This window comes from Chryseobacterium jejuense, assembly GCF_900100075.1.
In the GTDB taxonomy this organism is placed as follows: Bacteria; Bacteroidota; Bacteroidia; order Flavobacteriales; family Weeksellaceae; genus Chryseobacterium; species Chryseobacterium jejuense.
The window spans coordinates 253,250-277,475 of the sequence record NZ_FNEG01000003.1 but is presented as its reverse complement, the minus strand read 5'-3'; the positions used below and the strand labels follow the sequence as shown (position 1 = coordinate 277,475).

General features: G+C 35.1%; 24 protein-coding genes. 16 read left to right on the top strand and 8 right to left on the bottom strand.

The window, feature by feature from the left end; all coding sequences use genetic code 11:
- The first annotated feature begins 3 nt into the window (after nucleotides 1-3).
- From BLS98_RS10385 to BLS98_RS10355, 7 genes are all read left to right on the top strand, one after another.
- On the top strand, nucleotides 4-594 hold the full coding sequence (locus tag BLS98_RS10385) for a Crp/Fnr family transcriptional regulator (protein ID WP_089736206.1): 591 nt from the start codon (nucleotides 4-6) through the stop codon (nucleotides 592-594).
- A 52-nt stretch (nucleotides 595-646) separates the two neighbouring features.
- Nucleotides 647-1,006, top strand: a complete 360-nt coding sequence (locus tag BLS98_RS10380; protein WP_089736204.1) for a DUF4406 domain-containing protein — start codon at nucleotides 647-649, stop codon at nucleotides 1,004-1,006.
- On the top strand, nucleotides 993-1,574 hold the full coding sequence (nudK, locus tag BLS98_RS10375) for a GDP-mannose pyrophosphatase NudK (protein ID WP_089736202.1): 582 nt from the start codon (nucleotides 993-995) through the stop codon (nucleotides 1,572-1,574). Before BLS98_RS10380 ends, nudK begins: the two co-directional genes overlap by 14 nt.
- 86 nt (nucleotides 1,575-1,660) lie before the next feature.
- Nucleotides 1,661-1,927, top strand: coding sequence for a hypothetical protein (locus BLS98_RS10370; protein ID WP_228425179.1), 267 nt, complete (start codon nucleotides 1,661-1,663; stop codon nucleotides 1,925-1,927).
- Between the two features lie 152 nt (nucleotides 1,928-2,079).
- Nucleotides 2,080-2,538 (top strand): DUF2750 domain-containing protein, encoded by a 459-nt coding sequence (locus tag BLS98_RS10365; protein WP_089736200.1) that lies wholly within the window; start codon nucleotides 2,080-2,082, stop codon nucleotides 2,536-2,538.
- Between the two features lie 12 nt (nucleotides 2,539-2,550).
- Nucleotides 2,551-3,207, top strand: a complete 657-nt coding sequence (locus BLS98_RS10360; RefSeq protein ID WP_089736198.1) for a DUF2306 domain-containing protein — start codon at nucleotides 2,551-2,553, stop codon at nucleotides 3,205-3,207.
- A gap of 468 nt (nucleotides 3,208-3,675) precedes the next feature.
- Complete coding sequence (locus BLS98_RS10355; protein WP_089736196.1) at nucleotides 3,676-4,056, top strand: VOC family protein; 381 nt, start codon at nucleotides 3,676-3,678, stop codon at nucleotides 4,054-4,056.
- A gap of 230 nt (nucleotides 4,057-4,286) precedes the next feature.
- Here the strand turns inward: BLS98_RS10355 and BLS98_RS10350 are convergent, their stop codons facing one another.
- Together BLS98_RS10350 and BLS98_RS10345 are read right to left on the bottom strand one after the other, a co-directional pair.
- Nucleotides 4,287-6,749 (bottom strand): SEL1-like repeat protein, encoded by a 2,463-nt coding sequence (locus tag BLS98_RS10350; RefSeq protein WP_089736194.1) that lies wholly within the window; start codon nucleotides 6,747-6,749, stop codon nucleotides 4,287-4,289.
- Between the two features lie 18 nt (nucleotides 6,750-6,767).
- On the bottom strand, nucleotides 6,768-9,068 hold the full coding sequence (locus BLS98_RS10345; protein WP_111994748.1) for a tetratricopeptide repeat protein: 2,301 nt from the start codon (nucleotides 9,066-9,068) through the stop codon (nucleotides 6,768-6,770).
- Between the two features lie 223 nt (nucleotides 9,069-9,291).
- On the opposite strand from BLS98_RS10345, the gene BLS98_RS10340 reads away from it, so the two are divergent.
- Both BLS98_RS10340 and BLS98_RS10335 read left to right on the top strand, forming a co-directional pair.
- Nucleotides 9,292-10,050 (top strand): hypothetical protein, encoded by a 759-nt coding sequence (locus BLS98_RS10340; protein ID WP_089736190.1) that lies wholly within the window; start codon nucleotides 9,292-9,294, stop codon nucleotides 10,048-10,050.
- 159 nt (nucleotides 10,051-10,209) lie between these two features.
- On the top strand, nucleotides 10,210-10,974 hold the full coding sequence (locus BLS98_RS10335) for a hypothetical protein (protein WP_089736189.1): 765 nt from the start codon (nucleotides 10,210-10,212) through the stop codon (nucleotides 10,972-10,974).
- A 214-nt stretch (nucleotides 10,975-11,188) separates the two neighbouring features.
- Here BLS98_RS10335 and BLS98_RS10330 read toward each other — a convergent pair whose 3' ends face one another.
- A complete protein-coding gene (locus tag BLS98_RS10330; RefSeq protein WP_167356206.1) occupies nucleotides 11,189-11,632 on the bottom strand; it encodes an Lrp/AsnC family transcriptional regulator in 444 nt (147 codons plus the stop codon).
- A gap of 105 nt (nucleotides 11,633-11,737) precedes the next feature.
- Between BLS98_RS10330 and BLS98_RS10325 the strand changes: the two genes are divergently transcribed.
- From BLS98_RS10325 to BLS98_RS10295, 7 genes are all read left to right on the top strand, one after another.
- Nucleotides 11,738-12,202, top strand: coding sequence for a carboxymuconolactone decarboxylase family protein (locus BLS98_RS10325; RefSeq protein WP_089736185.1), 465 nt, complete (start codon nucleotides 11,738-11,740; stop codon nucleotides 12,200-12,202).
- A gap of 184 nt (nucleotides 12,203-12,386) precedes the next feature.
- Complete coding sequence (locus BLS98_RS10320) at nucleotides 12,387-13,280, top strand: retropepsin-like aspartic protease (protein ID WP_089736183.1); 894 nt, start codon at nucleotides 12,387-12,389, stop codon at nucleotides 13,278-13,280.
- Nucleotides 13,281-13,369: 89 nt separating this feature from the next.
- Nucleotides 13,370-14,314, top strand: a complete 945-nt coding sequence (locus BLS98_RS10315; protein ID WP_089736181.1) for a WG repeat-containing protein — start codon at nucleotides 13,370-13,372, stop codon at nucleotides 14,312-14,314.
- Between the two features lie 207 nt (nucleotides 14,315-14,521).
- Complete coding sequence (locus tag BLS98_RS10310; RefSeq protein ID WP_089736179.1) at nucleotides 14,522-14,848, top strand: hypothetical protein; 327 nt, start codon at nucleotides 14,522-14,524, stop codon at nucleotides 14,846-14,848.
- Between the two features lie 88 nt (nucleotides 14,849-14,936).
- The gene (locus tag BLS98_RS10305; RefSeq protein ID WP_089736177.1) at nucleotides 14,937-15,383 is read left to right on the top strand and encodes a KTSC domain-containing protein; all 447 of its coding nucleotides are present in this window, start codon (nucleotides 14,937-14,939) and stop codon (nucleotides 15,381-15,383) included.
- Between the two features lie 191 nt (nucleotides 15,384-15,574).
- Nucleotides 15,575-15,979, top strand: a complete 405-nt coding sequence (locus BLS98_RS10300; protein ID WP_089736175.1) for a helix-turn-helix domain-containing protein — start codon at nucleotides 15,575-15,577, stop codon at nucleotides 15,977-15,979.
- Between the two features lie 68 nt (nucleotides 15,980-16,047).
- Nucleotides 16,048-16,779, top strand: a complete 732-nt coding sequence (locus BLS98_RS10295) for an SDR family oxidoreductase (RefSeq protein WP_089736173.1) — start codon at nucleotides 16,048-16,050, stop codon at nucleotides 16,777-16,779.
- 75 nt (nucleotides 16,780-16,854) lie between these two features.
- On the opposite strand, the gene BLS98_RS10290 is transcribed toward BLS98_RS10295, so the two are convergent.
- The 5 genes from BLS98_RS10290 to BLS98_RS10270 all read right to left on the bottom strand — a co-directional run bounded on the left by BLS98_RS10290 (nucleotide 16,855) and on the right by BLS98_RS10270 (nucleotide 24,205).
- The gene (locus BLS98_RS10290) at nucleotides 16,855-20,040 is read right to left on the bottom strand and encodes an efflux RND transporter permease subunit (RefSeq protein ID WP_089736171.1); all 3,186 of its coding nucleotides are present in this window, start codon (nucleotides 20,038-20,040) and stop codon (nucleotides 16,855-16,857) included.
- A gap of 7 nt (nucleotides 20,041-20,047) precedes the next feature.
- Nucleotides 20,048-21,109, bottom strand: coding sequence for an efflux RND transporter periplasmic adaptor subunit (locus BLS98_RS10285; protein WP_089736169.1), 1,062 nt, complete (start codon nucleotides 21,107-21,109; stop codon nucleotides 20,048-20,050).
- Between the two features lie 6 nt (nucleotides 21,110-21,115).
- A complete protein-coding gene (locus BLS98_RS10280) occupies nucleotides 21,116-22,468 on the bottom strand; it encodes a TolC family protein (RefSeq protein WP_089736167.1) in 1,353 nt (450 codons plus the stop codon).
- 87 nt (nucleotides 22,469-22,555) lie between these two features.
- The gene (locus BLS98_RS10275; protein WP_089736165.1) at nucleotides 22,556-23,149 is read right to left on the bottom strand and encodes a TetR/AcrR family transcriptional regulator; all 594 of its coding nucleotides are present in this window, start codon (nucleotides 23,147-23,149) and stop codon (nucleotides 22,556-22,558) included.
- A gap of 228 nt (nucleotides 23,150-23,377) precedes the next feature.
- Nucleotides 23,378-24,205 carry a CvfB family protein gene (locus BLS98_RS10270; protein ID WP_089736163.1) on the bottom strand — a complete coding sequence of 276 codons (828 nt, stop codon included), beginning with the start codon at nucleotides 24,203-24,205 and terminating at the stop codon, nucleotides 23,378-23,380.
- Between the last annotated feature and the right edge of the window lie 21 nt (nucleotides 24,206-24,226).

Sequence of the window (24,226 nt, the reverse complement as noted above, 5' to 3'; positions counted from 1 at the left end):
TGTATGAAAGAGCATTTAATTCTAAAAAATATATCCAGACATATTTCTCTCAGCGACGAAGAAACTTCTTATTTCTTGTCTCTATTGAAAGAAAAAAAGGTTCAGAAAAAAGAACTGATTATACAGCATCAACAACCCTGTAAGGATATCAATTTTGTTTTATCTGGTATTCTAAGAGCCTTTTATAGGGATGCATCGGGAAAGGAATCAACCATTATGTTTGGTGTTTCTGACTGGTGGATTACAGATATGTATTGCTTTATTAATGAAAAGCCTGCTATGCTCAATATTGAAGCTCTCGAAGAAAGCCTAATTCTGCAACTTTCTAAAGACAATTTAGATAAGCTTTACTGCAAAGTTCCGAAATTTGAAAGGTTTTTCAGAATTATGATGCAAAATGCCTATATCAGGGAACAACTCCGGACTATTGAAAATTTATCACTTCCAGCAGAAGAACGGTATTATAATTTTCTTAAGAAATACCCACTGGCAGCAGAACGTGTTACCCAAAAACAGATTGCTTCATATCTCGGTATTACTCCTGAATTTTTAAGCATTATTAAAACAAATAAGCAAAAAAATAGCTGCTCTTAAACTACATTATTTTTTTTCTTTGATAAGTTCTGTTATTTTACTCAAAAAAATTATGCTCATACTTATTGCAGGTCCTTACCGTAGTGGAACCAATGACGATGCTGAACTGATTCAGCAAAACCTTGACAACCTTGAAGCCGCAGCTCTGCCTATTTTCAGAAAGGGACATATTCCCATTATCGGAGAATGGGTGGCACTCCCATTGATGAAGCTGGCGGGCTGTAAACAAATCGGAGATGAGGTTTGGGAAGAAATACAATACCCGGCCGCTCATCGTATTCTTGAAAAATGTGATGCTATCCTCCGCATTGAAGGGGCTTCAAAAGGAGCCGATGAGGACGTAAGAATTGCAAGAGAAAAAGGCCTTATCATTTATTATAACATAGAAGACATTCCTTATGCAAAATCCTGATATTACTATTTTAAAAACTGATATTTTATCTAACAACTGGTATACTTTAAACAAAGTGACCTTTGCAGTCCGCAAAAAAGATGGAACTACAGAAACCCAAAGCAGAGAAGCTTATGACCGTGGAAACGGTGCCGTTATTTTACTTTATAACAAAACTTCCAATACGGTTATTCTGACGAGACAGTTCAGATTGCCCACTTATATTAATGGGAATGCTTCCGGAATGCTTATTGAAGCCTGTGCCGGACTTTTAGATAATGATAACCCTGAAGATTGCATCAAAAGAGAAACTGAGGAAGAAACAGGATATAAAATCTCCAAGGTTGAAAAAGTATTTGAAGCGTATATGTCTCCCGGTTCTGTAACAGAGATTCTTCACTTTTTCATTGCTGAATATTCTAATGAGATGAAGATTAATGATGGCGGCGGCCTTGAAGAGGAAGGTGAACATATTGAAGTATTAGAATTATCTTTTGATGAAGCGCTTACCATGCTTCATACGGGAGAAATTAAGGATGCAAAGACCATTATGCTGGTACAGCATTTGAGGATTAAGGGAATTTTGTAATATTATATACGATCTAAAACGCAATATGCTATAACTCTTACAGATTTTCAATAGAAATTTGATTTTATAATAACTACATTTAAACTATGAATAACTTATCAATTCTTGAGCATGTAAAGCTTGCTATCAACCCTAAATTTCAGGACTGGGTTCTTTTTAAAAATGATACTTATATTATTTTTGATGATATTTCTGTTGTAGAAAATGTTCAGGATGAAGCCATCAAACTGATGGAAGAATTTGGACCTGTGTTTGCAGGCGGTCCTGCAGGAGACTTTAAATTCTACCGAAGGCTGGCTTGTTTCCGGACATGGATATGGCATGTATACTTATGTACATCCATCAGAACTTGACAATGAATTACCCAATGATCTGGAAATAGGATTATATGGAAGGTCAAAACGAAATCTCGATGGTGAAAATCCCGAAATTGTACATATGAATACCAGTAATAATTCTTAACCAAGATTGATAAAAAAATAGTTTCAATTCATAATTTAAAAATATGCTCCAGGACCAAATTACCCTAAAGAACCGATATAAAGATTTCATCAGAAAAGTAAGTGAAACAGAAACGGTATATGGCTTAAAAGATGATAAAGGATACGCTACTTCCTACTCCAACGATTTGGAATATGAAGATGGTGAACCTGTACAAATCATTTGTTTCTGGGCGGATGCGGCTAGAGCAAAATCATGTGTCAGCAAAGAATGGAACCGCTATGAGTCCTCTCCTATTCCTTTAAATGAGTTTTTGGAGAACTGGTGCCTGGGAATGAACAGTGATGGTTTAATTGTAGGAGCAGATTTTGACAGCAATTTATTCGGTTATGAAGCAGAACCCTTAGAATTAGTTCTTGAAATTATTGAAGAGCTTAAGAAAAACGGAAAATCTTTAACTCTGAGAAAGTTCGATGATCTTGAAGATATGGAAAACCAGATCAGAGAGGTATTAAAAGACTAATCCATAAAGTTCATGACAAAATCATTGGGAATAAGGATTGCTAAAGTAATCGTAGTGTTTTCAGTCTTTATTTTCAGTATGCTGATGCTGAAAACAATTTCCCAATATATTTCTCTTGATAAAACGGTGGGATTTCTTGCCTTTAAACAACAGGTAGTCAATAATCCGTATTGGATGACATCCTTTTACATCCACATTTTTTCAATAACGCTTTGTCTTTTGGCCGGTTTAACTCAATTTTCACCTCAATTCCTTAGAGAAAACAGAAGGTTACATAAAATTATCGGACGGGTTTATGTTTATAATATTCTTATTATCAATGTTCCGGCATGTTTCGTATTAGGATTGTTTTCAAATGGTGGGTTGATAGGAATTACAGGATTTCTGATTCAAGATATCCTATGGGCTTATTTTACCGTAGCGGCTGTACTTTATATTAAAAAAGGAAATATTATCCAGCACAAAAACTATATGATTTTAAGCTATGCGGTGACCACCACTGCCATCACCTTCAGAATCATAAAGAATCTGTTTTATAATGAAAAACATCATGATTATGAGCTTTTTTATGGCATGAATGTGTGGCTGGCCCTTATTATTAATCTTTTGATAGCTTATTACTTTCTTAGGAAAAAAAGATCTTCTATCGTTGAAAAGAAACATTTGTAATTAAAATAAAAATACAGATAAAGGAAATTAAAATAAATGAACCGATAAATATCAAAATATTAAGCAATTTTTGGTACTTGTGATTCATTGTCCATCGGTTGCAAAAACGCATCATCAAATAGGAGATTCCTCCAAAAACCCAAATTACACAGAGAAAAAACAGAAAAATAATAAGATAGATCCAATCAAAATGCATAGAATGATTATTTTAAAGTTAGATATTATCTTGAAAAGTCAAGATTTGAAATGAAGATATAAAGGCTAAGAAATGATATCAAAAGAAATGATCCAATAAAGATTAAAGTATTAAAAAGCACTTCGTATCTGTGATTTCGGGTCCATTGATTACACAAACGCATCATCAGATAAGAAATCCCTCCAAATACCATTACAATTAAAATAAGAAAAAAGTAAATCATGATTAAGCTATTAATTACTATAAATCTATTATTTTAGAATTAAAAAATTATGAAGATAAAAAACATCGATCACATTGTATTAACTGTAGCAGACATTAACAAAACCATAGAGTTCTACACAGATATCATGGGTTTTGAAGTCGTAACCTTTGGAGATAACCGAAAAGCACTTACTTTTGGAAATCAAAAGATCAACCTGCATCAAAAAGGCCATGAATTTGAACCTAAAGCTGAGTACCCTACCAGTGGCTCCGCAGATCTTTGTTTCATTGCACAAACTGATATTCATGAGGTGATGGATGAACTAAAGCAAAAAAACATTGAGATCATTGAAGGCATTGTAGACCGTACAGGTGCTGTAGGGAAAATAAGATCTGTTTATTTCCGGGATCCGGACCAAAATCTTATTGAAGTGAGCAACTATTTTTAATGGCCACGAATGTACAAATTCTTCATTTAAACATCAAATCTATGTACCTATATGGTTATTTCTCCTACCACATAGGTACATAGAATATTGCAACGGAAAATAATTTGCAGTTTCTATTTGTCATTCTGTAGGAATCTCAACTTCATTATTGGAATATAATAGTCTAGATTCCGAATAAATAACAAAAGAGTTTTTAAAATAATGAATATGTAAGACTCTACAAGTTTTAATTATACATCCATATCATTCTCCTCTCCAAATGTCTTCCAGTGCTGATATTTCTCCGGATCAGCAAAGGCTGGGTCTTCTTTATAGAAATATAAAAGTCTTTTCAATGCTGTAGTATAATAGCCCTGTTCCAAAGATTTCTCGTAGTATTTGATTGCTTTTTTAGGACTTACTTTTACTCCTAATCCTTCATCGTAGATAATTCCGTAATAAATATCGGAATACGTACCCTCGGTGTCTTTTTTCAAATAACGTTGAAGATTGTCAAAATCACTTTGCTGGTAATAGATTTCAGCAAATTTTTCATCATTATAATAGTACTTCTTTTCTGCCTGTTTATAGTAATCTAATGCAAGGTCATAATCCTGTAATACATATTCTCCATAAAAATACAGAAGCCCAAGGTTCTGCATTGCCAGGCCGTCTCCTAATTCTGCAGATTTCCTGAAACATTGTAAAGCCTTTTTAATATCCTGAGGATATCCCACTCCGCTCTGGTAATGATAACCCAGGTTATTCCATGCGATGGCATGATTCTTAGAAGCAGCTTTTTCATACAGGGCAAGACCTTTCTCCAGATCATAATATTCAGGATACTCATCATGAACATAAATGTATCCAAGTTCCACCATCATATCTGTATTTCCGCGGCTTATTCCTATTTGATACAGTCTCACGGCATCTTCAATTTTTCCTTCTTCAATGTATTCTTCAGCCCTCGACATCAGCGTTGCATCGTCAAAATGTTCCTCGTAGCCTGAACCTTTGTTCTCTGTCCATGCCTTATAAAAATCAAGGAAATGCTTTTGATCTTTTCCACGGAGATTATGTCTTTTTTCATATAAAGCTCCCAGCTGGTTATCGGAAACCTGATGTAATTTTCTTTCAGTATCAAGGATAAACATTTCATGTCCTTTATAAAGGCAAAGCATCTGTTCGTTATACTCTATTCCTTCCCCGATATAATCGTAAACACTGCTTTGAGTCTCTGTTTGCTGGTCAAAATAGAACATTCCGTCTGAAGTGGTTACACGGAAGATTTCTTCCCGGCAGGATTCTATTTTTTTATATTCTTTAGAGGAAGGGAGTAACCAGCGGTCTTCAGCAGCATTATATAAGCCCCAGCCATTTTCATCAGACAACAGGAATATATTCTTCATAAACTGTGTAAACCAATCCCTGTGAATATTTTCAATGGTATGTTCTGTTAACCTGAATTCACCGGATTTTATGTCATAAATATGCCATTTCTTAGCTTTCTTGTAGGCAAAAGAAGTGTAATAATCATTCAGAATCATCACGATATCTACTTCAGCATCCAAAAGACTTCCATCAGCTTTTATAATGCTGGTCTTTTTCTGAAATTTATTCGGTTTAACCCAATAATAGCCTTCCCCAATCTCACCCAATACATCTTCAGGATGTTCACCAAGATAAACACCATCAAATGTGTAAAAGGCTTTTTTTGAGGTCCCTTCCAGCGAACGGTAGACCATTCCTGAATAATTAAACTCAAAAGGTTCATCAAAACTCTCTTCAATAATAGGTTTATTAAATGCATCAATAAGGCGATACTTACCCTCTTTTTTAGCATTAAAAAGGTAGACATGCCTTAGCATTTCCAGTTCTTCATATTCACAAGGAATAACAATTTCTCCGGTTTCAATGTTAAGTAACCCACATTTTTGATCTATTTCTATAATCCCATAATTCTTATTGTCAATGAACAAAGAATCATAAACTTCTTCATAAATGCATTCAATAAGTACTTTTCCATCGTTTCTCAGATATCCGTACTTACCATTTTTCTGTGCTACCGCAATTCCTTCTTCACTAAAGGCAAATATTTCCTCATAAACAGGTGACGTTATGACATTTCCTTTTTTATCCTTCAATCCCCAAAGACCATTGTCTTCGAAAGACTCCGAAATATCTTTGTATAAATCTTCATTCCAGTAGCCCAGACCATAATCAATCCAGTCTGTTTCCAGCATCTCTAAAAAAGATCCATATCCGCTTCTGGCTACAATTTCTTTTTCCAGCCAACCCAGATTCTGTTTGGCTATAGCTTTATCATACAGCTTACTTTTTTCCTTAATCTCAAACGCCCAGTTTTTAGCCTGATCGGAATGTTTCTCTTCATTCATATTGAAAACATCCCAACCATTGATAACGAAGGTGTCATAAGGAAGATCATCCAACATCTCAAACATTTTGTTGACAGGTTCATAATAAGCCTTTTTGTAAAGCAACTGATAATGTTCACCCAACAACTGATAGAAGGATTTCAGCCTTGCTACTCCATTAATCTTATCAAAGTACAGCAGTTTTCCTTTTGATCTTGGGTCACAGGAAAATAAAGGAAGAAGTAATTCCGGAATCTCGTAATTCCACTCTCCCAGATAATGTGAATACTGGTCTCCCGTTTTTGAATCTACATTATATACGTAAAGACGATGTGCCATTTTTTTGTTCTTAAATGATTAAAATCCAAATTTCGAAAACAATCCAGGTTTTTTCCATGAAGCTTTATATTCATCAGCAATAGGATCATAATCTACAACTGAACGTACCTGATCCAATATCGTATGAGCTTCTTTTACGTTTCCAGCCTGATATAATACAACGGCTTTTGCCAGTTCAACACTTTCCACAAGATCATCATAGCCCCATTCTTCAGCATTATAGATTGTATTGAATCTTTCAGCTAGCGATAAAGTGTGATCTTTATGATTCAGCTTTTCATAAACACGAACTCCGTAGCTTAACCAAAGTACATATTCTTCAGGATCCATGGCTTCATTACATTCAGCATCATATTGACTGAAAACAGAGGCTGCTTCCTGATAATTTCCCTGAAGAAAATCACTTTTAACGATCATATAAATGGTTTTCGCTTTATCAAAAGCATCTAAAAGGAATTCTCTTTTATTTTGAAGGTATCTCTTGGCTGCCAACGCTACTTGTCCATAACTTTCCTCTTCATTATAAATCTGCATCAGCGCATACTGAGGATTAGCTTCCTCTGGAAAGCGCTCTGCTACTTGTTCATAATATGATTTTCTGGTATGTAAATCCTGACCATCCAAATGTTCAAATAGAATTCCCTCCAATATATTCTTACCAGCTTCCAGATCTCTGTAATGGTAATCATCAAGTTCCAGATTCTCTATGGTGTACTGATAAGCATAGGTAAGCACCTCTTTTGCTTCTCTTTGAACATCATTCCATCCCATAATTTGATGAAGCTGAACCTGTTTAGCCCTATAGCATAGTGTTTTAGAACAATAGTCCTCGGATTCTCCATAATTACTGAAGTAATTATTCAATGCTTCTTCTGCTTCTTCATGATTTCCACCATCAATTAAAGCATCAATCAATACCAGATGAAGCTCCATAAATTCTGAATACTTAAACCCTTCAGAAGCAATTGTTGCAGCAGCATGATGATCACCCAATAACGAATATTTAATGGCTAAGTTATTACAGCACATTGCCCTCGTATGCAGATCATTGTAATAATTACTCTCAAACTTTCCTTCTTTATAATATCTTCGGAAAGCTTCATAAGCCTGTTTATATACGATACGATTGACTTCTGTCAATTGTATTTTATCATTCTCATCCTCTATTACTTCTATAAACTCGCTCATGCAGACTCCTTCATTATAAATATCGGCAGGATAATCCGGAAATCTTGGAACTTCAGAGGATACTATTCTATTCAAAAGGTATTCGGATTCTACTTTTCGTCTCCAGGAAGTCGCATTGGGTGATAATACTACTGCTTTTTCCAATAAAGGAATAGCTTCAGCATATCGCTCATTTTCATAGAGGAATGTCCCTGCGAAATGATACCCTGAGAACAGTTCTGGGTGGGAATTGATAACTTCAAGGGCATGATGGTAGTAAAAATCAGCAGAGACATTTATCAGATCACTATAGTTTCTTTCAATAATCAGCTGATAATAGAAAACATCAGGATTATTATATCCGTTTCTCATCAGTTCTGCAAAGCGTTGATGCCATTCTGCCAGTTTTTCATGAACATGACCTGTTGAATTTTCCCCTTTAATCGCCTTCATCATCATTTTCAGTGAAAGGTCAGGTGCATTATTTTCAAACGCAATATCCGCAAGATTGAAAAAATCATATTCATTCCGGCTTACAAACGTAGCATATTCCTGTTCAATAAGTGCAGTAAGTTCCTCTCCTGAAAACATTTTTGTGTGGTCCAGTAAATAGATCTTTTTGATCCAGTATAACGATATGTTTTTATCCCTGACCTCACGGTTGTCAGCATGTGCTTTTTTAGCATAATACATTGCGGCTTCAAGACTGTTCAAAAGCGCTTTATTTTCTTCCAGAGATTCATATATTTTTACAAGGAAATCATAGCCATATGCTGTATAATCCGGGTCATCCAGCATACGTTCCGCATAGCCTATAAATTCAGCTTTATTTTCCTGAGTGATATGCTTTTTACTTCTGGCGATCTGCATCAGGGTATATTCATTTCCTAATGGATAATTCAGAATGTTATATAATGCTTTCTGATTGTTTGGATTAAACTGAAGTATTCTTCTTAGGTAAGGAATAACATAGTCCCGGATGGCATCATAAACCGCTTCATGCCCGTCATAATAAACGATATCATGGTAAGCTACTGCCATTAAAAATAAGACTTCCTCATCATTGGGATGAGATAATAAGTATTGCTCTCCTTCTATGATACACTGGTCCAGATCTCCTCTGTAAAACAGTTGTTCTAAATTGTCGTACATTATTAATATTTTGTTTAATAATTCAATCATTATACTTCCTTTCTACCTCGGCAGAATCAGGATTCATGATATCGGGCTGCAAAATATAAAAAACACAAGGAATAACAAATGACAAGCCCTATAAATCCCCGAAACCAGTGAGTAAATAATTCTGATTTGTGATAAAAATTGATGCTTTAAGTTTTAATTTTAACCCGAAATTCAAAATATAAATTTTTCAACGATGAACAAATTATTCACAGGGCTTTCTTTGGCTTTATGCGTGATGATGACTGCTCAAAAGGCTCCTGCAAAAAAAAGTTCTTTGGTTCTTTATTCTTATCAAACCTTTGGATGTGATGTTAAGGGATATTTTGATCCTTCAAAATATAAAAAAGAAGAAATAGATGGCACTTACAAACTTTTATATCCTTTAACATGGTCTCCGTTTACCTCTCTTATCGTTTTTAATCCTGTAAAATATGATAAGGTTCGCAGCAACAGCACTCAACTTTTGCAGCAGACAGAAAAAGAGTATCTGGAACGAAAGAAAGAACTTGAGGAACTCAAACTCATAGACCTTCCGATATGGAAAAAACAGCATGAAGAAGCTCTTACCCTTCTGGAAAACGAATATCAGCTCAATAAAGCACTTCTTATGGGGTATGCTGATCCGCAATCCCTTAAAAACAGTAAATTTTATACTACCTGCAAAGAATATGCAGATGCTATGACCACCAAGGACAAGGAGAAAATGTATACTGTATGGAAAGGGTTATTTGAACCTAAAAAAGGAGAAGAACCTTATTCCGGAACAAAGGATGCTTTTAACGCCAAATGGAATGACCCGAGAAAGGAAGATTATGCTATTATTGACCTTATGAACGCTTTTAATAATTGCGCAAACCATAGTTTCAGACCTAAAGCTGATGAGGAGAATACTTTATTTACAACTTTTGAAAAGGTTTTCGTCAAAGTTAAAAGAGATTGTGATGAGCCATAAAATTTCAAAAAACAGTCTGTTTAAAGCAAAAAATTAAAATTCTCATCAAATAAGAAAAATAACTATATAAAATTGGTTAAATTCTTTAGTTTTCGAATTTAAAGTCTTAATTTTGCACTGAAATTTTAGAAAATTCGGATTCTTTCTACAACTATGCGCATGGAAAAAATGATAGTCGGGCTCTCCCTGACTTTATCTGCTATTGTTTTGGGGCAAAAGGGCCCTGTAAAAACCAACAATCTGACACCGTACAGCTATCAGACATTCAATTGTGACAACAAGGGATATTTTGATGCTTCCAAATATGAAATTGAGGAAATAGACGGTGTTAATAAACTTTTATACAAGTTCAATGGGGTTCATTTTGATACGAATCCTATTTTTAAACTTTCCAGCCTTGAAGAAGTCCGTAGAAACAAAGATCAGCATCTTGAAAACCTGGAAAAGCAATACCAGGAAAAAAAACAGGAGCTTTACAGCCTTAAAGTGATCAATCAGCCGGTTTGGAAAAAACTGTATGAAAAAGCCATACAAACTTTTGAAAACGAATATGAACTGAACAAGGAAGAAATCCTTGCATTTTCTGATCCTACCACTCTTAAAAACAGTAGATTTTACGAAACCTGCAGAGAATCCATTGATGCCATATCATCTCCCGACAGAGAAAAAATGTTTGCTTCATGGAAAGCCTACACTGAGCTTAAAAGTAAAAACAATTCAGATCCCCAAGGAGTTATGAACCGTTTCAATGCAAAACTTAGTGATCCACAAAGTGAAGATTACGCTCTTATTGATATGATTGGTTTAAGTTTTCATAACTGTGCCAACAGCAGTTTCAGACAGAAACGTGATGAGGAAGGAAATGTTTACAGAGACTTCGACAAAATTTTCACAAAACTGAAGAAAAATTGTGACGAACCTTAATAGGTTTCAAAATTAAAAAATTATAATAGCAGTATTCATTTTGGGTATTGCTTTTTTTATGGTTTAGAAGAGTTAAAAAGCTGGGAGCTGGAAGAAGGAGGCTGGAAGTTACTTTTAGTTGATTTACTCATAATCCCAATCAAATGAAATGATCTTTAAAAACTTTTCTCTTTCAAAATTGTAAATCAGAATTTTTTATCCTGAAATGGGTTATTTACAGGGCAAAAAAGTGATTATTTTTAATCTCAGAGAGCTGAACCGAAGTAGCAGGAATTCCATATTTAATCAGCCTGTCGATCAGATTTTCCAAATGCGTACTGTCTTTGAGTATACACTCTGTAATAAGACAAAATTCTCCGGTAATTCTTTTACAGCTGAGAATCTCAGGAAATAACCTGAGATGATCGATAAATACTTTAAACTCATCATTTTTAAATTTAAGATGAATGATAACGGTAAGACTATATCCCAACATAGCATAATCAATATCTATACTGAATCCTTTGATTACTCCAATGGCTACCATATTTTGAACTCTCTCCTTTGCAGCAGACTGTGATAAAGATATTTTACGCCCAATTTCAGCATAACTTATTCTGGAGTTTTCCGTTAACAGAGTCAGAATCTTGCGATCAAAATCATCTAAAACTATTTTCATTGCCATTTTTAACTATTTCAATTAAAACAATCAAAAATACAATATTTAACAATTAAATCCATTTTAAAACCTTTCTCATTTCCCGGAAATTTGACATAAAAAAATATGACAACAATTGCATTTTCAGGTAATGGAGATTCTCCATTTGAAAAATTAATCGGACACAATCCTGAAATTCTTCAAAACTGGAACAATCTGGAAGAAACATTCTTAAAAAAAACGAGTCTGGACTCTTATTTACTTGAACAAATCCGAAGAACACTTGCCTTTGGAAATGGCTGTGAATACTGTATGGCAAAAGGAGGAAGACCTGATTTTTCAACATCAGAATTAAAAATATCAATAGCAGCCAGCTTTGCTGATATCTTCTGCAAAGATCACCGTTCTATATTCAAAGAACATTTCAATATTCTGAGAGAGTTTTTTTCAGATAAGGAAATATCAGAGTTATGTACCTACATCAGTTTTATTAATGCCTCACAGAAATTGGGAAAAATATTTAACCTCACAGAAGACTACCAGCCCAATGCTGTAGTGAAAATGGATGAATTAGGAGATTTAAAACTTTAATCATGTGAAATCAGAATAACAGTACTCATTTTGGGTACTTTTTTTATTTATCAATTATCTGTATTTAGTTTTTAAGGACATTTGAATACAGAATGGTTAAGGGAAGGTTAATGAAGTGCTCTTTCTTTGTCAAGATCATCAATAGATTTATTTTCGTTGCATTAACCTTTAGAATGTATCGTTTATGAATTTTAAAATTCTTTTTTTAACCATAGGAATCACTGCAACTTTATCTGCACAAAAAAAGTCGACCCTTATTCCTTTCTCACTGGAAAACAATTCTGTTTATCTGCAATGCAAGGTAAATGCAGTAGATAACGTAAAATTACTGTTTGATACTGGTGCTGACGGATCTGTCATCAATATCAATTCAAAGAAAAAAGTTGATTTAAAAATTGATGGAAAATCGGAAAACAAGGGTTCAAACGGGGTAAACACCGTTGATTACAGCAGTCATAATATGGTTCAATTCGGGGATATACAGAAAACAGATGTTCTGTTTACCCTCATTCCTTATGGAGAGGTTAATTTCGATGGGGTTTTCGGAACAGATTTAATGAAAGGAAAGATTATTGAAATTGATTATCATAAAAATGTGATCCGCTTTTATGATGAAAACGACAGGTCTATTGATTTTTCAGGATATGAAAAAATGAAACTTCATCTCATCGATAATTATCCTGCTGTGGAAGGCTCAATAACAGTGAATGGTAAAGAATATTCCGGGTATTTTGGTCTTGACAGCGGTGCGGATGATGCACTTACCATTGCTTCTCCTTATGTCAGAAAGAATTCTTTAGCCAATGCCATGAAAACGATAGGGAAAGCTACTGCACAAGGTTCGGATGGTTCTGTTTATGAAATGCCGGTAGTTCTTTGCCCTTCCATTACTTTCGCTCATAAATTTCTTTACAATGTCCCGATTACGCTTTCCAGCTCTACAGAAGGCATTGATGCTTCAGAAAAAATGGCAGGTTTTTTTGGAAATGGTTTCTTAAAAAGATTCAATACCATTATTGATTTTAAAAACCAGTCTATTTATTTTAAGCTGAATAAAAACCTATATTCTGAGTTCTGATAAGGTTTTTGTTTATCATTTAAGCCTGATTGAATAAATATCTTTGCAGATTAACTGAATTTATTAATTTTATAGGCTAACTGATAACTATGAAAAAAGGACTGTATTGTTTCTGTATTTTTTGGGCTGCAATCTCTGTAAAGGCTCAAATTGATATTCCATTTAACCTCGTTACTCTGGTAAAAAACACATCCTCCCAAACTCCTAAAGACAGTATTCTTCCTACTTATCAAAATGGAGCCTTCGTTTATATTAATCTGAAAGACGGGCAACCTGTTTTTAATAAAAAATTCAGAGAAGCCTACCCTTTTTACGGAAAATATGCCTTGGTTTTTGACACCGAAACAAAATCATATAATCTGATTGACCGTACAGGATCCTTTATTATAGATAAGGGAATTTATACAAAGATCAATCACCGAACAACATGTGGCACACATTTCATCAGCTTTTTAATGAATGAAAATAGTACTGAATACAATTTCAATAGGCTCAATGGAGAATTTGAACGATGTTCCGGAACTTCCTGCGGTTATCCGGTATTATTAAGATTCCCTTTCAGAAAAAATGAGGAAGGACAATATACTATGAATACCAACAGTTTTGAAGTTGAAAATGCAACGCCATTAGATGGCAATTATTTCATGGTACAAAAAGGTGGGAAAATAGGTATTATTGACAGGACCGGAAAAATCTTGGTTCCCATTGAATACGAAGAATCGCCGGTTAATTTTATCCCAAACCGTATCAATGTTATTAATATCCTTCCTCTGAGAAAAGATAATATCTGGTATTATTATGATCCTGAAGGAAAATTGATGACCAAAAGTCCATGGTTATGTCAAACATTGTTGTATGCACAAACTAAACTGGGAATTTATCAAAACGGGCAAAAATATAGTTTGCTTTATAGTGACGGAACTACATTACAGAAAGAATACGACTGGATTTCCGAGGATGGTCTTTTAGCCAGAACAGGCAATGATTTCTATTTTATTTTTGATAAGAGCATTGTTCCTTATTATGTAAAATAGTTTAAGTGAATATATACAATCTTATATCGCTGTCATTCCGACGAAGGAGGAATCTCAATACAGTTAGATTCTTCATTTCTCTTCCAAACTATGTTCGCAGACCTTCAGCCTTTATTCGAAATGACATAGTTATAATAACAAGATAATAGAATATATAATTACCCACCAATAGAAAACCTTTGGACGGATCAAATAAAACATACAATAATGACAACCGAAGAGTTTGTAAAAAATTTCTATCTCGAAAAACAGGACATTCTTCATTCAACGTTTGAAAATAAATCAGAGCATAAAACCCTTGTTTCGACGAAAATTGAAGAATTAAACCTCAATAAAACTCAGACTGAGCAACTAAAAGACATTATTTCAGCACTTTTAACAGACACTTTTTATACCATCCTTCTTGGATTGGATGGCTCTGCAAGTATCGGAGGCTCACAGGAAAGCTTCAAAATTTATGATGAAAAAGAACAACTAATTTCAGAATGTGGAGATTTGGAAGGTTATGCTTATGAATATTTTCATGGAGAATAAACGTCATCAAATAAATTAATAATGAATAAGTTACAATTGTTTCAATTAAATTCCTTAATTTTGCACCCCGAAAATAAGAATTCAAAATATGAAACGAATAGGTGAACACAGAACCCTTCTTGGAGTTGATAAAACTGTAACTTTAAAAGAGTTAAAGACTATTTACAGAAATGTGATGAAAGATACGCATCCTGATAAATTTATCAATGATGAGGAAGGAAAGGTAGCAGCTGAAGAAAGAAGTAAGTCTGTGATTGAAGCCTATCATTTCCTGGTAAGCATTAATCCTGAAACTCAGGAAAAATATAAAGAAGAATATACAGAAACCATCACTCAATCTAACATTCAGGATTTTTATCTTGAAAAATCGATTTTAACAGTTCAGCATTTGAATGGAAAAACCTATGAATATATGGGAGTTCCAAGAAATACTTATATTAAAATGGTTAACGCTGATTCTCCAAGCCGTTTCGCAAGAAGACACGTCTATGGAAACTTTATCTACAGAAAAGCTGGAGAGGTTATGGCAGACTAATTTTTTCAGATATAATATATAAAGGCTTTCGGTTGATACCAGAAGCCTTTTTTCATTTAAAAATATTCTTTCCAATGCCCGTTTGGTTTTTAATTTGATAGTAATAAGGAATACTTTATCTTCAAAAATTTGAAGCTCCCTTTTATTCTTCGGAGATATGGATAAAGAGCACATTGATAATAAATATATAAATGAAAAAGTTTGATAGAAGTGTTTCTTTAAGACAAGTAGAAATAGCCAATCAATTTCTTTCCGCATTAGACAAACATATAGCAGATCTTCAATCAGGACAAGTTGAAACAGCATATGAAGTCAATCAGTTTGCAGGATTACTATTTATCAATCCAAATCATTTGAGTGATACTGTCAAAGAAGTACTGGGAAAATCACCATGTGCTGTATATGAGGAAAAATTGATCTTTATTTCAAAAGATCTCCTCACCAATACCAATAAACCCATTAGTGAAATTGCAAGAATATTAGATTTTGAACCTTCTCATTTTACGAAATTTTTCAAACGATTTACTGATAAAACTCCAAAAGCATACAGAAAAGAGAATCATCCTGATCTAAAAACAGAAAAGGTTACCATTTAAACAGAAAAGGTTACCATTTTCTCTGCCATGCACTTTCTATTTTTGTTATATCATTAAACAATAAAATCATGGTAAGACAAAAAACGGCGCTGATTACAGGAGCCAATAAAGGAATAGGTTTTGAAACAGCAAAACAACTTTTACAGCTGGGATATTCGGTTTTCATTGGAAGCAGAGATCTGAAAAGAGGGTTAAAAGCGGTAGAGATTTTAAAAGAATTAGGTTATAAAGATGTTGATGTCTTACAAATTGATGTTACTAATCTGTTCTCTGTACAAAGTGCCAGCAAAGAGCTGGAATCTAAAATCTCCCAACTGGATGTTCTGATTAACAACGCTGGAATAATAGGAGAAATGCCTCAGCATGCATCTACAATCTCCTTAGATAATCTCAGATCTGTATATGAGACCAATTTTTTTGGGGTTATCCAAGTAACTCAACATCTACTGGACTTAATGAAGAAATCCGAAGAGCCAAGAATCATCAATGTTTCCAGTGACATGGGTTCGCTGACTAACCATAGCAATCCCGACTATGAATTTTATGATGTAAAGCCAATGGCATATTGTAGTTCAAAAACAGCTGTCAATACTTTTACAGTAATGCTTGCTTATGAACTGAAAGACACTAATTTTAAAATTAACAGTGTCAATCCGGGATTCACAGCTACTGACCTTAATGGTTTTACAGGATATCAAACTCCTGAACAAGGAACCAGAGCCATCATAAAATTGGCTACGATTGATAATAGTGGCCCTTCAGGAAAGTTTTTCAGTGATGGATTTGAAATAGCATGGTAAAATCATGAATAAAATTGAAAAAAAGCGCCTCAGAAGATCTGAGGCGCTTTCGATTAATTAAAGGTATATGATATTTTAGTTATCTAAATGTTTAGGAGTAAATCCATCTTCATTGAGTTCTCTGTGCTCATATTCTGCCTTCATTTCAGCTTCGTAGTCTACTTTAGTGTCTTTACCCATTCTTCTTAAGATAGAGTCAAATAAAGAGTATACTACTGGTACAATAATCAAGGTAAGGAATAGAGACGATGTTAAACCACCGATTACTACCCATGCAAGACCTTTGTTCATCTCTGCTCCGGCTCCTGTTGCCAATGCGATCGGTAACATACCGAAGATCATCGCAATGGTTGTCATCAGGATCGGACGAAGACGGGCATGGTTCGCCTGAATTAACGCATCGTGAGTGGTTGCTCCGGCTGCTTTTCTTGCATTCGTAAAGTCAACGATCATAATCGCATTCTTCGCTACCAATCCGATCAACATAATCATCCCTAGCATCGTGAAGATGTTCAATGAATTAGCTGTTAAGGCAAGGATTACCATTACCCCAATCATTGCTAACGGAATAGAGAACAATACCACGAAAGGATATACGAAACTGTCATACAATGATACCATTACAAGATATACCAATACAATAGCCGCTAATAATGCGATTCCTAAAGTACCGAAACCTTCCTGCTGGTTCTCCATATCTCCACTCCAGATGTAATCTACACCAATAGGTCTTTTATCATTCATGAACTTAGCTGCCCATTCGTTTGCTACGTCCCCAACTGGTCTACCTACAGCTTTAGCTCTTACTTTTACTGAAGGAGACTTATCTCTACGTTCAAGCAAGCTTGGCCCTGACCCCATTTTTACTTCAGCAAACTGGCTTAAACGAACCTGCTGACCCTGAGGGTTTGTAAACATAAGGTTTTTAACATCATCAATGGATTGTCTGTTCGCATCTCCAAAACGGATATTAATGTCATATTCATACTCTCCTGCTCTGAATTTTCCATCTGTATTTCCGTTAAATGCAGTCTGCATTGTTTGTCCTACACTTGAAAGATTTAAGCCTAGAGAGGCCATTTTATCTCTGTCGATATTTACCTGTACTTCCGGGTTACCAGAGTCAGTGGATAATTCTGCATCTACTGCTCCTGGAACCTTTTTCAATAGATCAAGGATTCTGGTTGCTTCTTTTACTGCTGTTGCATTATCCGGAGCCGTTACTACCATCTCGATCGGAGCATTTTCCGCACCCATGATCCCGATTGGAGCTGTTTTAAATTCTACTCCTGTAAACTTCTCTTCTAAGGCTCTTTTTACTTTTGCAGCTTTGATGTTGGTACTTTCAGAACGTTCAGATTTGTCTGTAAGGTTAACCTGAACCTCAGATTGGTAAGTAGTTGCCTGAGCACCTCCAAAACCTGTTGACTGCTGTCCTACGGTTGTAATAAGGTCTACAACATCTTTATCATTTCTTAAGTACTTCTCAACATCTAATGTTAATTGGTTTGTTTTCTCAACAGTTGCATCTTTTGAAAGTTCCATCTGCACCAAGAACTGACCACGGTCAATCGGCGGGAAGAATTCCCCTCCAATGAATCCAAAGGCCACTAATGAGAATGAACTAAGTAGAATAATGAATGTAATCACAACTGTAGAAATTCTTCTTAAAGTTGTTTTCAGACACCATTCAAGAATATCTGTAACCCAATGAGTGAATTTGTCAATTAATCCTTCAAACCAAAGGATGAATTTCTCAAACCAGTTTTTACCTGTTAAATGCTCTAGTTTACCGAATCTTGATGATAACCAAGGAATGATGGTAAATGAAGCTAATAATGACAGTAACGTCGCAATAACCACCGTGACGCAGAACTGTGCCAGGATGTTGGCTACAAGCCCTGAACTCATCGCAATCGGTAAGAATACCACCACAATTACCAAGGTAATCGCAGCAACGGTAAATCCAATTTCTGAAGCTCCGTCATAGGCTGCTCTGATCTTGCTTTTACCCATCTCCATGTGACGGTAGATGTTTTCCAGTACAACAATCGCATCATCCACAAGGATACCTACCACAAGGGATAGTCCTAGTAAACTCATCAAGTTCAAAGTATATCCCATCAGGTTCATTCCGATGAACGCTGCCACCAATGAAGCCGGGATAGATACCATTACAATGAATGCGTTTCTGATACTGTGAAGGAACAATAGCATTACAATCGCCACAAGGATAATCGCTAAGAATAAGTCGAAAATTACGTGGTTCGCTGATTCAAGGGTAAACTCTGTAGTATCGTTTACGATTTTTACTTTTACTCCCTGAATTTTGTATGCTTCTTCTACAGTCTTAATCGTTTTCTGAATACTTTCAGATACTGCTACCGCGTTGGCATCAGACTGCTTTTTCACCTGCATTAAGATTGTAGGAAACTGGTTGAATCTCGCTACTTTTTCAACATCTTTCTGAGAGTCGAAAACAGTTGCAATATCAGATAAGCGAACCTGTGCTCCATTCTTGTTGGAAACCACAAGGTTGTTCATTTCCACAGTAGACTTATACTTTCCTGATAATCTGATGGTAGATTTTGTAGTTCTTGTTTTCAAACTTCCTGTAGGGAAGTCTAAGTTTGAAGAAAGAATTGCCTGCTGAACATCTCCAATAGAAAGTCCGTATCCCTGCAATTTCTTTTCATCCAGATTCACCTGAATTTCTCTCTCCTGTCCACCTACAAGGTCAACCTGTGCTACTCCGTTTACACGGGAGAAAATAGGTTCAATCTTTTTATCCAGTAAGTCATAAAGATCCTTACTGTTTAATTTATCCGATGAAATACTCATCGTGATAATTGGTAAGTCATCTAAGGAGAATTTATTCAGTGAAGGTGCTTTTACGTCATCCGGAAGATCTCCCAGAATAGCGTTTACCTTTCTCTGAGCATCATTCAATGCAAAGTCTACATCGGCACCATTGTTCAGCTGAACCATGATAACGGATAAACTTTCATATGAAGAAGATTCTACTTTTTTTACGTTTTCCAAAGAACCTACGGCATCCTCAATCTTTCGGGTGACGGAGGTTTCCACCTCTGCGGGTGAAGCTCCCGGATACACCGTGGAAATGGTTACCATATTGGTTTCAAACTTCGGAATCAATTCGTATCCCATGAGCGTATAACTCAGGATACCTCCCAGCGTCAGAATCGTAAATAATACAATTACCAACGAGGGTCTTTTAATCGATATTTCTGCTAACTTCATATATCGTTTACTTTATAATGTTCACTTTAGATCCATTGTCCAGGTTGATCTGTCCGCTGGTTACCACTTGCTCACCATCATTCAGTCCGCTTAATACCTGTACTTTATCTCCGTAAACTTTTCCAACAGTTACTTTAATCAATTTAGCAACACCATTCTGAACAACGAATAATTGCCCTGAACTTACTCCGTTTACAAACGCTTCTGCAGGAACTGTCAGCATATTCTGAGTTTCTGCACCATGGTTTGTTTTAAAGGTAGCCGTTGCATACATACCTGCTTTTAAGTTTCCTCTGTTCTGAACCTCGATTTCAACAGGGAAATTCAAAGAAGCATCACTTTTAGGAGCGATAAATGTAATTCTACCTACGAAAGATTCTTCAGGTAAAACGTTTACTTTAATTGGAACTTCCTGACCTAACTGAATTTTTCCAACCTGGCTTTCATCTACTAAAACAGAAAGTTTTAAACTGTTGATATTAACAATCTCAAACATTGAAGTTCCCACAGAAACAACTGTTCCGGGTTCAACCATTTTTTTGTTAACTGTACCACTGATCCCAGCACGGATGCTTGTATCATTTACTCTTACTCCCTGAGCTTTCACTGCAGCCTGCATGTTTTTCAGTTGCAATCTTGAGTTGTCAAGTTGTTGTTTGGTAACTCCACCTGTTTTGTATGCGTTTTCGTAACGTTGGTTGTCGATAACAGCATTCTGTAGGTTATTCTGAGCCTGAGTAACGTCAACTTCGATAGCATCTCTTTTAATAGTTGCTAACACCTGCCCTGCTCCTACTCTTGAACCTTCTTTCACTAGAACACTAACAATACGTCCTGCGATTTCAGAAGACTGGTTCATTTCCTGCTTAGGAAGGAAGGTCCCGTTTGCAGAATAATCTGTATCAATATTCTCTCTTGTTACCGTTACAATATTAACGTTGATTTTATCTACTTGCTTGGCAACCTCTTTTACTTCCTGAGTCTGCTTTTCTTTGTTACCTGCAATCTTGTAAGCTGCCAACCCAACCAGTACAGCTGCTACGATGATATATATTAAAGTTTTTTTCATTGCTTATTATGGGTTTTGTAGTGTGTTTAATTCTCCTTTTGCTTTCATCAACTGAATTTCAGCCTGCTTATAATCTAATAGAGCATTGGCATAGTTTTGTTTGGCCTCTGTTAATGAGTTATCTGTATCCAATAGATCTGTAAGTGTTGCTAAACCATATTGATAGTTAGATTGTGTATTAGCCTGTACTTTTTCTGCCAATGCCACGTTATCCTTCATACTCTGAATATTGATTAAAGCATTTTCCATATTGGTTGTTGCATTCTTATAATCTAAATTCAAGCTTAGCTGAGTGTTTTCAATATCCTGATTTAAGTCTTGGATATCAATTTCCGCCTGTTGGATCTTAGATTTTGTAGCTCCTCCAGTAAAAATCGGAATATTTACATTTAATCCTACTGATGCAGCATCACTCCAGTTTACACCATTACTAATTCCGTTGAACCAAGGGAATTTTGTTCCCATTCCGTACCAACCATAGTTTGCCTGAAGGCTTACTGTAGGATAAAGGAATGCTTCAGTAGCCTTTTTATTGAACTGTAAAAGCTCCATTTGCTTCTTAAGCACTTTAATTTCTGATCTGTTGTCTAAGCTGATCTGTCCTGAAATAAGTTCAGGCTTTGGTTCGATGCTTTTTTCTTCCAGTTCAATCTGAGAATCTATAGGAACTCCCATGTAAAACTTCAGTGCATTTTTGGTAAGTTCTACTCCGTTGATTAGCTTTTGCTTATTGGAAGCAATATTGGTAAGCTGAACATTGGTTCTGTCAAGATCAATTGGTTTTGCTAAACCATTATCAACCAAACTTTTAATAACATTTCTTACTTTTTCAGTATTGGCATAGCTTGTTTCCAATGTTTTCAGGTTTTCTTCCTGTACAAATACATTGTAATACGCTGTTGCTACATTCACAATGATCTGCTCATTGGTTAACTGAGAGTTCAATACATAGAATTCTCTGGTAGACTTTGCGGCTTTTAAACCAATGAAAACTCTCTGGTCAAACAACGCTTGATTTAAAGTGGCAGAAATGTTTGAGTTCCAAGGCTGACCCATTTTGAAAATGTTTCGTTGGCCCATGATCTCCACTACTGTTTCCTGAATAATCGGGTTATAAGAAACACCACCGGCTACACTAATCTGTGGAAGAGCTCCGGCTTTAGCCTCATCAATCTTATATTCGGCTTTTTTAACCTGTAAGGCTGCTTTTTTAGCTTCAGCCTTATTCTGGAGTGCCTGTTTTATTGCTTCCTGCAGAGAAACCTGCTGCTGGGCAGACACTGATGAAAAACCGAAAATCATAAATGCTGCAGCTATCCCAATTTTTAGCTTTTGAGCAGTTATACGTTTTCTTTTCATAATTTTATACTTCGTTTATTTTTTTAATTTTTATCCTTGCTTTTATTTCTAACTGACGAATCATTTTAAGAAATACTTTAGATTTTTTTAATTTTTAAATAACATATTGATAATTATCTCTCTTCTCTCTGAAATAATCTTATCATACTCTTCGTCACTAATCATTAAATTTTCCATAAATAATGGTCTTATTGCACTTGGAAAAACTAATAGGGAAACCATATTCAGGATAAACTGAACGGGAGCCATTTTTTCAATATTTCCCATTTCCATTTCTTTTTCAATATCCTTATACAAAGTTTCAAGAATATCTTCTTCTATTTCTCTCTGATGGCAGGTTCCTTTATTGATCTGAGAAACTATATAAGTTTCCAGATATGGATACTGCAGGCTCGTAGAAAGGCTGCTTTCTATAAATTTACTGATCTTCACTTTAAATGGAAGATCTGAATTCTGGATGATCTTTGATTTCTCCTGCTCTACTTTCTGAGCTTCATCAAAGATGATCTGAATGAGTTTGTCTCTTGATCGGAAGTAATAATTAATAAGTGTTCTATTCACTCCTGCTTCATCTGCAATCTCCTGCGTAGTAGCATCAAATTTTCCTTTCACAAAGAATAATTTCTTCGCTGTCTCCTTGATCAATTCCTGTGTTTGGTCTTTTTTTGCTTGATTTGACATTTTTGTTAAACAAATTTGTGCAAATTTATATTAAATTTTATTTTTGACAAAATTGTTAAACAAAAAAATTAAACAAATTTGTTATGATTTACATCATATTTTTGAAATAAAGTTTGGATTTTTAAGATTGAATATTATAGTGAAGAATACTATAAAAATCTTATTGAAAATGGGGTTGGGAAATAGATATCAACAAAAAAAGAGCAGAAAATTCTGCTCTTTTTTATTTTATAATAATTTTATTTTGTCGTCTGAAATATCGATGATCTTATCTTTATAAAGTCCACCGATGGCTTTCTTAAAATTCTTTTTACTCATCTGAAGCTCAGCCTTGATTTCTTCAGGAGTAGATTTATCTGAAACATATAGAAGTCCATAATTTTCTTCAAGCCTGTCTAAGATCTTTTGTTTGAATTCATCAATATTTTCAAATCCTTCTGACTGCAAAGAAATATCTATTTTCCCGTCTTCACGAATGGTTTTGATATATCCCGTCTCTTCCGACAATGGATATAGCTTTTTGAAAACATCCGAAGCATAGATCAAACCGATATATTGTTTATTAATAACCACATTCCAGCCCAATTCGCTTTCATTCATCATGATAAGATTTACTTTATCTCCTTTTTTGAACGGAAGATCATCATATTGTGGATTTCTTTTGAATTTTGTAGTTCCTGTAATCAGCTCCATATCCTCATCTACATAGAGATGAACCAGATATCTTTTGCCTTCAATCATTTTGGTTTTCTGCTGCTTGTACGGAACAAATAAATCTTTAATGATTCCCCAGTCCATAAAAGCTCCACTTGGAAGGCTCTGTACACAACTCATTACTGCAAATTCACCTACTTCCGCCAAAGGAATTTCAGTAGTCGCTTTTAATTTATCATCATCCTGATACACAAAAACCTCAACATACTCTCCCACCTCCTGCTCTTCACGAATGAAGATTTTAGGAAGAAAAGCTTTTTCACTGGATTCTTCGTCTGTTAAGATCCATCCTGAATTAATTTTTTCTGAAATTTGTAAATTCTGAGTTTTTCCGAGTTGCATTGATGATAAAATTAGCTGACA

Excerpts from the sequence above, each read along its gene's own strand:
- BLS98_RS10385 (WP_089736206.1), top strand. The coding sequence starts at position 4 with ATGAAAGAGCATTTAATTCTAAAAAATATATCCAGACATATTTCTCTC.
- BLS98_RS10380 (WP_089736204.1), top strand. The coding sequence starts at position 647 with ATGCTCATACTTATTGCAGGTCCTTACCGTAGTGGAACCAATGACGAT.
- nudK (WP_089736202.1), top strand. The coding sequence starts at position 993 with ATGCAAAATCCTGATATTACTATTTTAAAAACTGATATTTTATCTAAC.
- BLS98_RS10370 (WP_228425179.1), top strand. The coding sequence starts at position 1,661 with ATGAATAACTTATCAATTCTTGAGCATGTAAAGCTTGCTATCAACCCT.
- BLS98_RS10365 (WP_089736200.1), top strand. The coding sequence starts at position 2,080 with ATGCTCCAGGACCAAATTACCCTAAAGAACCGATATAAAGATTTCATC.
- BLS98_RS10360 (WP_089736198.1), top strand. The coding sequence starts at position 2,551 with ATGACAAAATCATTGGGAATAAGGATTGCTAAAGTAATCGTAGTGTTT.
- BLS98_RS10355 (WP_089736196.1), top strand. The coding sequence starts at position 3,676 with ATGAAGATAAAAAACATCGATCACATTGTATTAACTGTAGCAGACATT.
- BLS98_RS10350 (WP_089736194.1), bottom strand. The coding sequence starts at position 6,749 with ATGGCACATCGTCTTTACGTATATAATGTAGATTCAAAAACGGGAGAC.
- BLS98_RS10345 (WP_111994748.1), bottom strand. The coding sequence starts at position 9,068 with ATGTACGACAATTTAGAACAACTGTTTTACAGAGGAGATCTGGACCAG.
- BLS98_RS10340 (WP_089736190.1), top strand. The coding sequence starts at position 9,292 with ATGAACAAATTATTCACAGGGCTTTCTTTGGCTTTATGCGTGATGATG.
- BLS98_RS10335 (WP_089736189.1), top strand. The coding sequence starts at position 10,210 with ATGGAAAAAATGATAGTCGGGCTCTCCCTGACTTTATCTGCTATTGTT.
- BLS98_RS10330 (WP_167356206.1), bottom strand. The coding sequence starts at position 11,632 with ATGAAAATAGTTTTAGATGATTTTGATCGCAAGATTCTGACTCTGTTA.
- BLS98_RS10325 (WP_089736185.1), top strand. The coding sequence starts at position 11,738 with ATGACAACAATTGCATTTTCAGGTAATGGAGATTCTCCATTTGAAAAA.
- BLS98_RS10320 (WP_089736183.1), top strand. The coding sequence starts at position 12,387 with ATGAATTTTAAAATTCTTTTTTTAACCATAGGAATCACTGCAACTTTA.
- BLS98_RS10315 (WP_089736181.1), top strand. The coding sequence starts at position 13,370 with ATGAAAAAAGGACTGTATTGTTTCTGTATTTTTTGGGCTGCAATCTCT.
- BLS98_RS10310 (WP_089736179.1), top strand. The coding sequence starts at position 14,522 with ATGACAACCGAAGAGTTTGTAAAAAATTTCTATCTCGAAAAACAGGAC.
- BLS98_RS10305 (WP_089736177.1), top strand. The coding sequence starts at position 14,937 with ATGAAACGAATAGGTGAACACAGAACCCTTCTTGGAGTTGATAAAACT.
- BLS98_RS10300 (WP_089736175.1), top strand. The coding sequence starts at position 15,575 with ATGAAAAAGTTTGATAGAAGTGTTTCTTTAAGACAAGTAGAAATAGCC.
- BLS98_RS10295 (WP_089736173.1), top strand. The coding sequence starts at position 16,048 with ATGGTAAGACAAAAAACGGCGCTGATTACAGGAGCCAATAAAGGAATA.
- BLS98_RS10290 (WP_089736171.1), bottom strand. The coding sequence starts at position 20,040 with ATGAAGTTAGCAGAAATATCGATTAAAAGACCCTCGTTGGTAATTGTA.
- BLS98_RS10285 (WP_089736169.1), bottom strand. The coding sequence starts at position 21,109 with ATGAAAAAAACTTTAATATATATCATCGTAGCAGCTGTACTGGTTGGG.
- BLS98_RS10280 (WP_089736167.1), bottom strand. The coding sequence starts at position 22,468 with ATGAAAAGAAAACGTATAACTGCTCAAAAGCTAAAAATTGGGATAGCT.
- BLS98_RS10275 (WP_089736165.1), bottom strand. The coding sequence starts at position 23,149 with ATGTCAAATCAAGCAAAAAAAGACCAAACACAGGAATTGATCAAGGAG.
- BLS98_RS10270 (WP_089736163.1), bottom strand. The coding sequence starts at position 24,205 with ATGCAACTCGGAAAAACTCAGAATTTACAAATTTCAGAAAAAATTAAT.